This is a genomic window from Pigmentiphaga soli, assembly GCF_039541095.1.
Taxonomy (GTDB): Bacteria; Pseudomonadota; Gammaproteobacteria; order Burkholderiales; family Burkholderiaceae_B; genus Pigmentiphaga; species Pigmentiphaga soli.
In genome coordinates this window covers 245747-257730 of sequence record NZ_BAABFO010000002.1, presented here as the reverse complement: position 1 = coordinate 257730, position 11984 = coordinate 245747, and the positions used below count along the sequence as shown (strand labels likewise).

The following is an 11984-nucleotide window of genomic DNA, read 5'->3' as shown; positions in this document are numbered from 1 at the left end:
CGGACCGGGCCGCCCACGGCCCCCGGCGAACATTCTTCCAGCGGGTTGCCGGCCGTGGCGGCGGCCCGCGATCGTAAGGATCCGACCATGAACACCGGACGCGTCATCCTGCTGGGCGCCGGCCCTGGCGACCTGGACCTGCTGACCCGCAAGGCCGTATCGGCCCTGCTGCGCGCCGACGTGCTGCTGCTCGACGAACTGGTCGACCCCGCCATCGCCGAACTGGCGCCCAAGGCCCGCGTGCTGCGCGTGGGCAAGCGCGGCGGCTGCCGCTCCACGCCGCAGGATTTCATCCAGCGGCTGATGCGGCGCCATGCGCTGCAAGGCCGGACCGTGGTCCGCGTCAAGGGCGGCGAGGCGCTGCTGTTCGGCCGCGCCGGCGAAGAGATCGCCTTCCTGGAAGCCGCCGGCATCGAAGTCGAACTGGTCAACGGCATCAGCGCCGGCCTGGCCGCGGCGGCTTCGCTGGGCATGTCGCTCACCCATCGCGAACACTGCCACGGCGTCAGCTTCGTCACCGCCCACGCGCACGACGGCGGCCGGCCCGACTGGCGCGCGCTGGCCGCGGCGCGGACCACGCTGGTGATCTACATGGGCATGCAGAGAATCGGGGAAGTCGCCGCCGCGCTGGGCGAGCATCTGCCGGCGGCCACGCCGGCCGCCGTCGTCCAGTGGGCCAGCACGCCGCGCGAACGCCGGCTGGTGGCCACGCTCGGCACGCTGGCGGCCGAGGCGCGCGAAGCCGGGTTCGGCAGCCCGGCCGTGATCCTGGTCGGCGACGCGGTCGGGCTGGCGCGCGCGCAACCGGCCGCCGCCAGCCTGCCCCGGCCGCGCCATGTGCGAAACTGACGGAAACGCCGAGGCCGGCGAATCGGCTTCGCGCCCCGCTTCAGGAGCCATCATGGAACTCTCCTCCCCCTCCGCCCCTGTCCAGCCGGCCGCGCGGACCGACGCCGACTGGCTCGCGGCCCACTGGATGCCCTTCACCGGCAACCGCGACTTCAAGGCCCGGCCGCGCCTGATCGTGCAGGCCGAAGGCTGCCACTACATCGACGCCGACGGCCGCCGCGTCTTCGACGGCCTCTCGGGCCTGTGGTGCTGCGGCCTGGGCCACGGCCGCCGCGAGATCGCCGAGGCCGTCGGCCGCCAGGCCGCCCGGCTCGACTATTCGCCCGCCTTCCAGTTCGGCCACCCGCTGTCGTTCGAACTGGCCAACCGCATCAAGGCCCTGATGCCGGCCGGCCTGGAACACGTCTTCTTCACCACGTCGGGCTCGGAAGCGGCCGACACCTCGCTCAAGATGGCCCGCGCGTACTGGCGCGCCAAGGGCAAGGCGGGCAAGACCCGGCTGATCGGCCGCGAGAAGGGCTACCACGGCGTCAATTTCGGCGGCGTCTCCGTAGGTGGCATCGCCGGCAACCGCCGCGCCTTCGGCCAGGGCATCGAAGCCGACCACCTGCCGCACACCATGCTGCCGGGCAACGCCTTCACGCGCGGCCTGCCGGCCCGGGGCGCGGAACTGGCCGACCAGCTGGCCCGGATCATCGAACTGCACGACCCGTCGACCATCGCCGCCGTCATCGTCGAGCCCTTCTCCGGCTCGTCCGGCGTGCTGCCGCCGCCGCAGGGCTATTTGCAGCGCCTGCGCGAACTATGCAGCGCCAACGACATCCTGCTGATCTTCGACGAAGTCATCACCGGCCTGGGCCGCGTGGGCGCCGCCACGGCTTCCGAAGCCTTCGGCGTCGCGCCCGACATCCTCAACATCGCCAAGCAGGTCACCAACGGCGCGCAGCCGCTGGGCGCGGTCGTCGCCACGGCCGAGATCCACGACGCCTTCATGAGCACCGGCGGGCCGGAGTATCTGGTGGAATTCCCGCACGGCTACACCTATTCGGCGCATCCGGTGGCCTGCGCCGCCGGGCTGGCCACGCTGGACCTGCTGCAGCAGGAAGACGCCTTCGGCCGCGTGCGCGCCCTGGCGCCGCACCTGGAGCAGGCGGTGCACGGGCTCAAGGGCGTGCGTCACGTGACCGACATCCGCAACTGCGGCCTGGCCGCCGGCCTGACGCTGGAAGCCCTGCCGGGCGAACCGGCGCGCCGCCCCTACGAGGTGGCGATGCACTGCTGGGACAAGGGCTTCTACGTGCGCTACGGCAACGACACGATCCAGCTCGCGCCGCCCTTCGTGGCCGAACGCGACGACATCGATCGCCTGGTGAGCGCGGTGGCCGACGCGCTGCGCGCCACGGCCTGACGGCGGGAATTCATCCCGCCGGCAATGGGCCGGCCACGGCCGGCCCGCTATTACTATTAAGAACGGCCGCCGAGAATGACGCGGCGGGCGCCGCTGAAGCGCCGCGCCCAATAGCTGCTGTGCAGTTTGTCGACCCGCACCGTAGAACCGCGCGACGGCGCATGCAGGAACTCGTCGTCGCCGATGTAGATGCCGACGTGCGAGCCGACGCCGCGGATGTTGAAGAACACCAGGTCGCCCGGCTTGAGCTGGCTCTGCGCCACCGGCCGGCCGCTGTTGCGCTGCTGGCGCGCCACCCGCGGCAGTTCGATGCCGAGGGTTTCGCGGAATACGAAGCGCACCAGGCCGCTGCAATCGAAACCACGGTCGGGATCTTCCCCGCCCCACACATAGGGTATGCCGATCCAGGACAGCCCCATCTGAACCACCCGCTCGCGCAGCGACAGATGCGGGGCGGCGACGGTGGTCACGTCCGCTCCCGCGTCCGTATCCGGCGTTTCGTCGGCGCGCGCGATGCCCGTACTGCAGCAGAACAGCAGCAACAGGATGGCGGCAAACGAGGAGAAGGCGGAGCGGAAGGGAAGCGGCGGGGCAATAGGGCGGGATGGCGGCATCGGCGGATCGAAGGCGTTCGGTTCTGGGACGGATTCGTGGCCCGCCAATGCGGCGGTGCAACAGATTCTATTCCAAGCAACCCAGTTGCAGCAAGAGGTTTCAAACGTGACCGGCCATGAAGCAGGCTCCGGCCGGGGCCGCGGACCGGAGCGCCTGCTCCGGGGACGGATCCGTGGGCGTCTTGGCAGCGTTCCAGCTGCCCAGGGCCTTGCGACAATCGCCATGCTGCCTCGTACGGCTTGCAGCCGCTGCCGCGACGGTGGAGCCGGCCCTGGCGGGCATCGCCTTCAGCTGGCACAACGCGCGGCGGGATGTGCCGGCCGGGGCGGAATAGGCGGCCGGCTTCATCCAGAATCCGGGATTGGCTGCATAATTGCCTGATTTCATGCCATGAGCCGCCTGCGCGAACGGCGCCGCCGCGCGCAGGTTCTCGCAAAGAGCGGCCCTGCGGCGCCCCTTCACTCCCCACTCCTCCTGCCGTGCCAGCCAGCGATACTCCCTTCAGCCTCAAGAAAATCGCCGTGCCCGCCTTCGGTCCGGGCCTGTTCTACGGTGTCGGCAACGGCGCCATGATGCCGGTGATCGCGCTCAGCGCACGCGAGCTGGGCGCCTCGGTGGCAACGGCCGGCGTGATCGTGGCGCTGTTCGGGATCGGCTCGTTGCTGAGCAACATCCCGGCGGCGCTGATCACGGCGCGCTACGGCGAGCGGCGGTCGATGGCCGGCGCCGCGCTGTTCAGCGTGATAGCGATGCTGGTCTGCATCTTCGCGCCCCACGCGCTGGTGCTGGCGGCCGGCGTCTTCGCCACCGGCATGGCCGCCTCCGTATTCATCCTCGCCCGACAGACCTACCTGATCGAGGCCGTGCCCGCCGTGCTGCGGGCGCGGGCGCTGTCCACGCTGGCCGGCGCCAACCGCATCGGCGTGTTCATCGGGCCGTTCCTGGGCGCCCTGCTGATCAAGTTCATCGGCCTGGACGGCGGCTATTGGGTCACCCTGGGCGCCATGGTGGTGGCCGGCGCGATCGCGCTGTCGGCGCCCGACCTGTCGCACGAAGGGCCGCTGCCGGAAGCGGCGCGCGTCAAGCGCCCCATGCGGGAAGTGATACGCGACAGCCGCCTGGTGCTGCTGACGCTGGGCGGCGGCGTGCTGCTGCTCAGCGCGGTGCGCGCCTCGCGCCAGGTCGTGCTACCGCTGTGGGCCGACCACCTCGGCATGGACGCCGCCACCAACTCGCTGATCTACGGCCTGGCCGCCGCCGTCGACATGACCGTGTTCTACCCGGCCGGCGCCGTCATGGACCGCCACGGCCGCATGTGGATCGCCGTGCCGTCCGCCGTGCTGATGGGCCTGGCCCTGATCGGCATCGCCCTGACCGGCGGCGCCACCAGCTTCATCGTCCTGGCGCTGCTGCTGGGCCTGGGCAACGGCATCGGCTCGGGCATCGTCATGACGCTCGGCGCCGACTCCGCCCCCCGCGCCGAACGCACCGAATTCCTGGGCGTATGGCGCGTGATCGCCGACCTGGGCAACAGCGCGGGGCCGGTGTTCCTGTCGATCATCACGGCGGTGGCGTCGCTGGCCGCGGGGGTGGCGGCCACCGGCGTGGTCGGGCTGGCTGCGGCGGCGGTGTTCTGGCGCTGGCTGCCGCATGGCAGCGCGGCGGGCAAACAGTAGAAAGAATAGGCGTTGCGCTAGTCCCAATTTGGGACTAAACTTTGTTGATGCGAGTCATAGCAATCAGTGCCCTACGCCAGTTCTGGGAAGCGCATCCAGACGCCGAGCACGCTATCAAGGCATGGGTAGATGAAGCCAACAAAGCACAATGGACGCAGCCTGCCGACATCAAGGCGCAGTACCGCAGCGCCAGCATCCTGAAGAATCGACGCGTGGTATTCAACATCAAAGGCAATGACTACCGCCTTATCGTGGCGATCGCTTTCAAGCTGAGCATCGTCTATGTGAAATTCATCGGCACTCACGCAGAGTACGACAAGGTCGACGCAGAGACCGTGGAAATGGAGTGAACATGGAAATCCGCCCCATATACACCGAGGCCGATTACAGGGCCGCGCTCAAGGAAATCTCCCGGCTGATGGAGTCGGATCCGGCGCTGGGCACGCCCGACGGCGACCGCCTGGACGTGCTGGCGACTCTTGTACAGGCATACGAAGCCAAGCACTATCCCATTGACCTGCCGGACCCCGTGGAGGCCATCAAATTTCGTATGGAGCAGGCAGGGCTCACGCCCAAAGATCTGGAGCCAATGATCGGCAAGCGCAACCGCGTCTATGAAGTGCTCAACCGCAAACGCGGCCTGACGCTGCCAATGATTTGGCGTCTACATACTGAGCTGGGCATTCCTGCGGAAAGCCTGATCCGGCCGCCCTCTCATGCGTAGGGGCACAAGCCGATAAAAGGAGCCATCCGGTCCTCGGGCCTGGGATACTGGTGCCGGTGAAAGGAATCGAACCCTCGACCTTCTCATTACAAGTGAGCTGCTCTACCGACTGAGCTACACCGGCATGTGGCCGCCCGAACGGGCAGCCGGATGTGCGCCGCCTGAACGGCGGCTTATTTGATGACCGTCAGCTTGGGCCGGCCGCGGTCCGGCCCCGAGGGCGGGGGCGGGGGTTCGTCGGGCGGCGGGGCGTCGTTGCTGCTTTCGCCGGCATCGGCCGGCGGCACGGCCGACAGCTGGGGGCGGCCGGCATCGGGCTCCGCGGCGGGGACGTCGGCCGGCGTTTCCGCAGGCGCGTCGGCCGCCGGCCGGGGGGTGACCTCGAACGCCATGCCGTGGCCTGTTTCGCGCGCGTAGATGGCCGTGACCGAATCCACCGGCACCGAGATCTGCCGGGCCACGCCGCCGAAGCGGGCCTGGAATTCGATGTACTCGTTGCCCAGCTCGAGCTTGTGCGTGGCGAGGCGGCCGATGTTCAGCACGATTTCGCCATTCTTGACGTGCTCGCGCGGAACCACCGCGCGCTCGTCGACCGACACGGCCAGGTGGGGGGTGTAGCCGTTGTCGGTGCACCACTCGTGCAGCGCGCGGATCAGGTACGGCTTGGTGGAGATTTCGCTCATGCTGCAAGCATCGCACAAATCGGCCACGGCCGCGTCAGCGGCGCATGACCTTTTCGGACGGCGTGAGCGCCTCGATGTAGGCCGGCCGCGAGAAAATCCGTTCGGCGTACTTCTGCAGCGGCGCCGCGTTCTTGGGCAGCTCGATGCCGTAGTGGTCCAGGCGCCACAGCAGCGGCGCGATGGCCACGTCGAGCATGGAGAATTCCTCGCCCAGCATGAACTTGTTCTTCAGGAACATCGGCGCCAGTTGCGCCAGGCGGTCGCGGATCAGCGAACGGGCCTGGTCCAGGGCCTTTTCGTCGCTGCGCGATTCGCGCGACTCGAGCGTGCTGACGTGGACGAACAGTTCTTTCTCGAAGTTGAACAGGAACAGGCGCGCGCGGGCCCGCATGACCGGGTCGGCCGGCATGAGCTGCGGGTGCGGGAAGCGCTCGTCGATGTATTCGTTGATGATGTTGGACTCGTACAGGACCAGATCGCGCTCGACCAGGATCGGCACCTGCCCGTACGGGTTCATCACCGCGATATCTTCGGGCTTGTTGTAGAGATCGACGTCGCGGATCTCGAAATCCATGCCCTTTTCGAACAGGACGAACCGGCAGCGTTGGGAAAACGGACACGTGGTTCCGGAGTAGAGCACCATCATGGCTGGCTCCCCGTAGTCTTGAAAAATGAAGGTATAAGCATCTTTAGAAGCATCAAAGGCCAGCGTCCGGCTTCGGGCGCTGGCCTCGGCAATGTAGCCTGAAATCCTATTTGACGTCTTTCCAGTACACCGCGTTCAATCGCCAGGTGACGACGGTGAACAGGCCCAGGAACAGCAGCACCCAGACGCCCAGGCGCACGCGCTGGTTGTGGACCGGCTCGCCCATCCATTGGAGGAAGGCGACCAGGTCGGCCACCTGGTTGTCGTAGGCATTGGACTGGGCCTGGCTTTTCGGGGTGAAGTGGATCTCGGTATCTTCGCCGCCGTGGTATTCCGGCACATCTTCCTTGGTGACGGTGGCCACGCCGTTTTCGTCGTAGCGGGTGGAAACGCGCTGCCAGCCCTCCCCTTCGTGGTGCATCGCGACCGTGGTCAGTTCGCGCGGCCCCTGCATCTGCCACAGCACGTGCGGCATGCCGACGTTCGGGAATACCGTGTTGTTCCAGCCGGTGGGCCGGGTTTCGTCGCGGTAGAACGAACGCAGATAAGTGTAGATGTAGTCGGCGCCCGAGGGGCCGGCATTGGTGGACTTGGCGCGCGCGATCACCGACAGGTCGGGCGGCGCGGCGCCGAACCATTCCTTGGCGTCGCGGGCGGTCATCGCCACCGTCATCATGTCGCCGACCTTCTCGCCCGTGAACAGCAGGTTCTGGCGGATCTCGTCGTCGGTCAGGCCGATGTCGTGCAGCCGGTTGTAGCGCATCGCCGAGGCCGAGTGACAGTTCAGGCAGTAGTTGACGAACAGCTTGGCGCCGTTCTGCAGGGCCGCCAGGTCGTTGGAACGATTGGGTGCAATGTCCAGGTTGGGACCCGCCTCGGACGCATACGCGCCCGCGCAGGTCAGCATCATCAGGAAGGCACCGAGCAGCTTCTTCATCTTGATATCCGTTCAGTTATCCATGGTATTGCGCCAATCCAGGGCACCGCGGATCCGGCTCCGCCGGTCCGCCAGTGCCGCCCCTCGAGGGGCGCGCGTAAGCGCGTAGGGGTGGGTCATATCAATGGGCGGAAAACGTTACGCGCTCGGGCACTTGCTTGAAGGTTCCCAGGCGGCTCCAGATCGGCATCAACAGGAAGAACGCCACGTAGATCAGCGTGCCCACCTGCGACATGATGTTGTAGGCATCGCTGGGCGGCTGGGTGCCGAGGAAGCCGAGCATCAGGAAGTTGACGATGAAGATGGCGTACAGCACCTTGTGCCAGCCCGGACGATAGCGGATCGACTTGACCGGCGAGTTGTCGAGCCACGGCAGGAAGAACAGGATCACGACCGTGCCGCCCATCATCACCACGCCCCAGAACTTGGCGTCGAACACCTGCATCAGCACGGCGATGACGATCAGCAGCCCGGCGAAGCCGGCCTTGGCGGCAAATCCGATGCGGGCGCGCAGGAAGATCCACAGGGCGCCCAGCACGGAAAGCACGGAAAGCACCGCGGTGAAGTCGCTGGTGGTGGCGCGCAGCATCGAGTAGAACGGCGTGAAATACCAGACCGGCGCGATGTGCGGCGGGGTCTTCAGCGGGTCGGCCGGGATGAAGTTGTTGTACTCCAGGAAGTAGCCGCCCATTTCCGGGCCGAAGAACACGATCGCGCTGAAGATCATCAGGAAGATCGCGACGCCGAACAGGTCGTGCACCGAGTAGTACGGGTGGAACGGGATGCCGTCGAGCGGGATGCCGCGTTCGTCTTTCTTGGCCTTGATCTCGATGCCGTCGGGATTGTTGGAGCCGACTTCGTGCAGCGCCACGATATGCGCGGCCACCAGGCCCAGCAGCACCAGCGGCACGGCGATCACGTGGAACGAGAAGAAGCGGTTCAGCGTGGCGTCGGACACCACGTAGTCGCCGCGGATCAGCAGCGCCAGGTCGGGGCCGACGAAGGGAATGGCGGAGAACAGGTTCACGATCACCTGCGCGCCCCAGTACGACATCTGGCCCCAGGGCAGCAGGTAGCCCATGAAGGCTTCGGCCATCAGACAGAGGAAGATCGCGACGCCGAAGATCCAGACCAGCTCGCGCGGCTTGCGGTACGAGCCGTAGAACAGCCCGCGCAGCATGTGCAGGTAGACCACCACGAAGAACATCGAGGCGCCGGTGGAGTGCATGTAGCGCACCAGCCAGCCCCACGGCACTTCGCGCATGATGTATTCGACCGACTGGAAGGCGCGCTCCGCGTCGGGCTTGTAGTGCATGACCAGGAAAATGCCGGTCACGATCTGGATCACCAGCACCAGCAGCGCCAGCGAACCGAAGAAATACCAGAAGTTGAAGTTCTTCGGCGCGTAGTACTCGGACAGGTGCGCCTTCCACGTGGAGGTGAGCGGAAAGCGGGCGTCGACCCACCCCAACAGCCCCGTGGTCTCGACATTCTTTTCGCCAGCCATGACTGCGACTCCTTTGTTCGGCAGTTTGACTTCGCCGCGGGGTGCCCCTCCAGGGATCCGCCGCCGCGGCGAGCATGCTTATTCGATTGGTTCTGCGATCGGGCGCGAAACGCCGCCCACGCCCCTAGGCCTTGTTGTTCTCGTCGACGCCTATGATGATGCGGCTGTCGGACAGGAATTCGTAGGGCGGTATCGTCAGGTTGTCGGGCGCGGGCTTGTTCTTGTAGACCCGGCCGGCCATGTCGAACGTGGAGCCGTGGCAGGGGCACAGGAAGCCGCCGTGCCAGTCGTCGGGCAGGTTGGGCTGCGGGCCTTCGGCGAAGCGCGCGGTGGGCGAGCAGCCCAGGTGCGGGCAGATGCCCACGGCCACGAGGTATTCGGGCTTGCGCGAACGGTATTCGTTGCGGGCGTATTCGGGGGTGATCTCGGCCTGGTTGCGCTTGGATTCCGGATCGGCCACCAGCGCGTCGGTGGCCTTCAGCGATTCCAGCATCTCGGGGGTACGGCGCACGATCCAGACCGGCTTGCCGCGCCACTCGACCGTGCGCAGCTCGCCCGGCTTCATGTCGCCGATCTCGGCTTCGACCGGCGCGCCGGCTGCCTTGGCGCGCTCGGAAGGCGCAAAGGTACTGACAAACGGAATGGCAACGCCGACTGCCGCCACGCCACCGACGGCACAGGTGGTGCCGACCCAGAAGCGCCGCTCAGCGTCTACCACATGGTCCTGCTGGCTCATGTAACGTCCCTCGATTCAAGTACCCCATTGTCCCCGTTCACCTTCCAGCCTGCGCCACAAGGCGGCCCGCGCCGCGCCGGCGCCACCGGTGCGGGCGAGCCGTGCCGCCAGACCGCTGCGGGGCTCATCGTAACCCTAGAGTATACCGCAACGGCCTCGCCGCCTTACACCGGGTTGTCGATGTCGACGAAATCCACCCGCACCTCGAAACGCCGCGCGATGGCCTCGCCCAGCGCCTGCACGCCGTAGCGTTCGGTGGCGTGGTGGCCGGCGGCGATGAAGGCGGCGCCGCTTTCGCGCGCCAGGTGGACGGTGGGCTCGGAGATTTCGCCGGTGATGTAGACGTCGGCGCCGGCGTCGATGGCGTCCTGGAACATGCCCTGCGCGGCGCCGGTGCACCAGGCTACCGTGCCGGCGGGCCGCGCCGGGTCGCCGATCAGCAGCGGCGGGCGCGCCAGGCGCTGTTCCACGCGTTGCGCCAGCTCGCCCACGGTGGCGGCGCCGGGCGCCGTGCCGAGCCAGATCAGGTCGTCGTGGCCGGCGCGCCGGGGCCGCTCGCCCGCCATGTCGGGCGCCAGCCCCAGCACGCGCGCCAGCTGGGCGTTGTTGCCCCATTGCGGGTGGGCATCGAGCGGCAGGTGGTAGGCGAACAGGTTGAGGTCGGCCGCCAGGGCCAGCGCCAGCCGGGTGCGGCGGGTGCCGCGCACGCGCGGGTCTTCGTTCTTCCAGAACCAGCCGTGGTGGACCAGCACGGCATCGGCGCCGCAATCGGCGGCGTGACGAATTATTGCCTCGGAGGCGGTAACCCCGGCGATAATATGCCGCACGAGGGAACGCCCCTCGACCTGCAGGCCGTTGGGGCAGTAATCCCTGAACCGGTCGGTCTGCAGCTCGGCCGCCAGCCAGGCGGCCAGTTCGCCGGCGGCCACGCCGGCAGGCTGGCCGGCCGCGCCGGGCGCGCCGGCGGGCTGCGTTAGGGGCCGTCGAAGGGTCATTTCCTGTACTCCCACGCTTCGAAATATTCACATGCGCCGACTATGGCTGATCTTCGCCCAGACCACCACGGTGTGCCTGGCCATTTTATTCATCGTCGCCACGCTGCGCCCTGAATGGCTGCCGCGCCGCGGCGGGCCGGGCGGCAGCGCGATCATCGTGCCGTTCTTCGAGGCGCAGCCGGCGCCGGCGCCCGCGCCCGGCACGGTCGCCTCCTACGCCAGCGCCACCCACAAGGCGGCGCCGGCCGTGGTCAACATCTTCACCAGCAAGGAACCGCAGCAGCCGACGCGGCCCGGGGCAGACGACCCGCTGTTCCGCCGCTTCTTCGGCGACGAGTTCAACAACCCGCGCCAGCAGCCGATTTCCAGCCTGGGCTCGGGCGTGATCGTCAGCCCGGAAGGCTACATCCTGACCAACAACCACGTGATCGAGGCCGCCGACGAGATCGAGGTGGCGCTGGCCGACGGCCGCAAGGGCACGGCCACGCTGGTGGGCGCCGATCCCGACACCGACCTGGCCGTGCTCAAGCTGAACATGCCCACGCTGCCGGCCGTCACCTTCGGCCGCGCCGAAGACCTGCAGGTGGGCGACGTGGTGCTGGCCATCGGCAATCCCTTCGGCGTGGGCCAGACCACCACCATGGGCATCGTGTCGGCGCTCGGCCGCACGCACCTGGGCATCAACACCTTCGAGAACTTCATCCAGACCGACGCCGCCATCAATCCGGGCAATTCGGGCGGCGCGCTGATCGACGCCAACGGCAACCTGGTCGGCATCAATACCGCCATCTACTCGCGCTCGGGCGGCTCGCTGGGCATCGGCTTCGCGATCCCGGTCAGCACGGCGCGCCAGGTGATGGAACAGCTGATCACCTCGGGCACGGTGGTGCGCGGCTATATCGGGGTCGAGCCGCAAGACCTGACGCCGGAGCTGGCGGACGCCTTCAAGCTGTCGCGGCGCGACGGCGTCATCATCGCCGGCGTGGTGCGCGGCGGGCCGGCGGCCAAGGCGGGAATCCGCACGGGCGACATCGTGATCTCGGTGGCCGACAAGCCGATCAGCGACACCACCACGATGCTGAACGCGATCGCCCAGCTGCCGCCGGGCGAAAAAGTGGTGATCAAGCTGGTGCGGGGCCGCAATGAATTCGACGCGGTGGTGACGGTCGGCACCCGGCCGCGACCCCGGCGCGAGCCGTAGAGGGCCC

General features: G+C 67.7%; 13 protein-coding genes and 1 tRNA gene. 6 read left to right on the top strand and 8 right to left on the bottom strand.

Going from position 1 to position 11984, the window contains the following annotated elements; translation table 11 throughout:
- Positions 1 to 87 precede the first annotated feature (87 nt).
- On the top strand, positions 88 to 849 hold the full coding sequence (gene cobA / locus ABD927_RS03620; RefSeq protein WP_345246402.1) for a uroporphyrinogen-III C-methyltransferase: 762 nt from the start codon (positions 88 to 90) through the stop codon (positions 847 to 849).
- Between the two features lie 52 nt (positions 850 to 901).
- Entirely contained in the window at positions 902 to 2257 is a 1356-nt protein-coding gene (gene aptA / locus ABD927_RS03615) for an omega-aminotransferase AptA (protein ID WP_345246400.1), read from the top strand.
- A gap of 56 nt (positions 2258 to 2313) precedes the next feature.
- Here aptA and ABD927_RS03610 read toward each other — a convergent pair whose 3' ends face one another.
- Positions 2314 to 2871, bottom strand: a complete 558-nt coding sequence (locus ABD927_RS03610) for a C40 family peptidase (RefSeq protein ID WP_345246398.1) — start codon at positions 2869 to 2871, stop codon at positions 2314 to 2316.
- Between the two features lie 522 nt (positions 2872 to 3393).
- Here ABD927_RS03610 and ABD927_RS03605 point away from each other — a divergent pair.
- From ABD927_RS03605 to ABD927_RS03595, 3 genes are read left to right on the top strand one after another with little or no spacing between them, the layout of a single operon-like run.
- A complete protein-coding gene (locus ABD927_RS03605; RefSeq protein WP_345246397.1) occupies positions 3394 to 4548 on the top strand; it encodes an MFS transporter in 1155 nt (384 codons plus the stop codon).
- Between the two features lie 47 nt (positions 4549 to 4595).
- The gene (locus ABD927_RS03600) at positions 4596 to 4898 is read left to right on the top strand and encodes a type II toxin-antitoxin system HigB family toxin (RefSeq protein WP_345246395.1); all 303 of its coding nucleotides are present in this window, start codon (positions 4596 to 4598) and stop codon (positions 4896 to 4898) included.
- Positions 4895 to 5272 (top strand): helix-turn-helix domain-containing protein, encoded by a 378-nt coding sequence (locus ABD927_RS03595; RefSeq protein ID WP_425570167.1) that lies wholly within the window; start codon positions 4895 to 4897, stop codon positions 5270 to 5272. The genes ABD927_RS03600 and ABD927_RS03595 overlap by 4 nt, the downstream gene beginning before the upstream one ends.
- A 48-nt stretch (positions 5273 to 5320) precedes the next feature.
- Here ABD927_RS03595 and ABD927_RS03590 read toward each other — a convergent pair.
- The 7 genes from ABD927_RS03590 to ABD927_RS03560 all read right to left on the bottom strand — a co-directional run bounded on the left by ABD927_RS03590 (position 5321) and on the right by ABD927_RS03560 (position 10776).
- Positions 5321 to 5396 (bottom strand) — tRNA-Thr (locus ABD927_RS03590).
- Positions 5397 to 5445: 49 nt separating this feature from the next.
- A complete protein-coding gene (locus ABD927_RS03585; RefSeq protein WP_345246391.1) occupies positions 5446 to 5955 on the bottom strand; it encodes a ClpXP protease specificity-enhancing factor in 510 nt (169 codons plus the stop codon).
- Positions 5956 to 5989: 34 nt separating this feature from the next.
- Positions 5990 to 6601, bottom strand: coding sequence for a glutathione S-transferase N-terminal domain-containing protein (locus tag ABD927_RS03580; RefSeq protein WP_345246389.1), 612 nt, complete (start codon positions 6599 to 6601; stop codon positions 5990 to 5992).
- A gap of 106 nt (positions 6602 to 6707) precedes the next feature.
- Positions 6708 to 7538 carry a cytochrome c1 gene (locus ABD927_RS03575; RefSeq protein ID WP_345246387.1) on the bottom strand — a complete coding sequence of 277 codons (831 nt, stop codon included), beginning with the start codon at positions 7536 to 7538 and terminating at the stop codon, positions 6708 to 6710.
- 121 nt (positions 7539 to 7659) lie between these two features.
- Positions 7660 to 9045: a cytochrome b gene (locus ABD927_RS03570; RefSeq protein ID WP_345246385.1), complete on the bottom strand. Its 1386-nt coding sequence runs from the start codon at positions 9043 to 9045 to the stop codon at positions 7660 to 7662.
- 124 nt (positions 9046 to 9169) lie between these two features.
- Positions 9170 to 9781: a ubiquinol-cytochrome c reductase iron-sulfur subunit gene (gene petA / locus ABD927_RS03565; RefSeq protein WP_345246383.1), complete on the bottom strand. Its 612-nt coding sequence runs from the start codon at positions 9779 to 9781 to the stop codon at positions 9170 to 9172.
- 164 nt (positions 9782 to 9945) lie between these two features.
- The gene (locus ABD927_RS03560; protein WP_425570166.1) at positions 9946 to 10776 is read right to left on the bottom strand and encodes a Nif3-like dinuclear metal center hexameric protein; all 831 of its coding nucleotides are present in this window, start codon (positions 10774 to 10776) and stop codon (positions 9946 to 9948) included.
- Between the two features lie 31 nt (positions 10777 to 10807).
- Here ABD927_RS03560 and ABD927_RS03555 point away from each other — a divergent pair, with 31 nt between their 5' ends.
- The gene (locus ABD927_RS03555) at positions 10808 to 11977 is read left to right on the top strand and encodes a Do family serine endopeptidase (protein WP_345246381.1); all 1170 of its coding nucleotides are present in this window, start codon (positions 10808 to 10810) and stop codon (positions 11975 to 11977) included.
- Positions 11978 to 11984 lie beyond the last annotated feature (7 nt).

Bases quoted from the DNA above. Each gene is read 5' to 3' on its own strand.
- cobA (WP_345246402.1), top strand. From the start codon at position 88: ATGAACACCGGACGCGTCATCCTGCTGGGCGCCGGCCCTGGCGACCTG.
- aptA (WP_345246400.1), top strand. From the start codon at position 902: ATGGAACTCTCCTCCCCCTCCGCCCCTGTCCAGCCGGCCGCGCGGACC.
- ABD927_RS03610 (WP_345246398.1), bottom strand. From the start codon at position 2,871: ATGCCGCCATCCCGCCCTATTGCCCCGCCGCTTCCCTTCCGCTCCGCC.
- ABD927_RS03600 (WP_345246395.1), top strand. From the start codon at position 4,596: ATGCGAGTCATAGCAATCAGTGCCCTACGCCAGTTCTGGGAAGCGCAT.
- ABD927_RS03585 (WP_345246391.1), bottom strand. From the start codon at position 5,955: ATGAGCGAAATCTCCACCAAGCCGTACCTGATCCGCGCGCTGCACGAG.
- ABD927_RS03580 (WP_345246389.1), bottom strand. From the start codon at position 6,601: ATGATGGTGCTCTACTCCGGAACCACGTGTCCGTTTTCCCAACGCTGC.
- ABD927_RS03575 (WP_345246387.1), bottom strand. From the start codon at position 7,538: ATGAAGAAGCTGCTCGGTGCCTTCCTGATGATGCTGACCTGCGCGGGC.
- ABD927_RS03570 (WP_345246385.1), bottom strand. From the start codon at position 9,045: ATGGCTGGCGAAAAGAATGTCGAGACCACGGGGCTGTTGGGGTGGGTC.
- petA (WP_345246383.1), bottom strand. From the start codon at position 9,781: ATGAGCCAGCAGGACCATGTGGTAGACGCTGAGCGGCGCTTCTGGGTC.
- ABD927_RS03560 (WP_425570166.1), bottom strand. From the start codon at position 10,776: ATGACCCTTCGACGGCCCCTAACGCAGCCCGCCGGCGCGCCCGGCGCG.
- ABD927_RS03555 (WP_345246381.1), top strand. From the start codon at position 10,808: ATGCGCCGACTATGGCTGATCTTCGCCCAGACCACCACGGTGTGCCTG.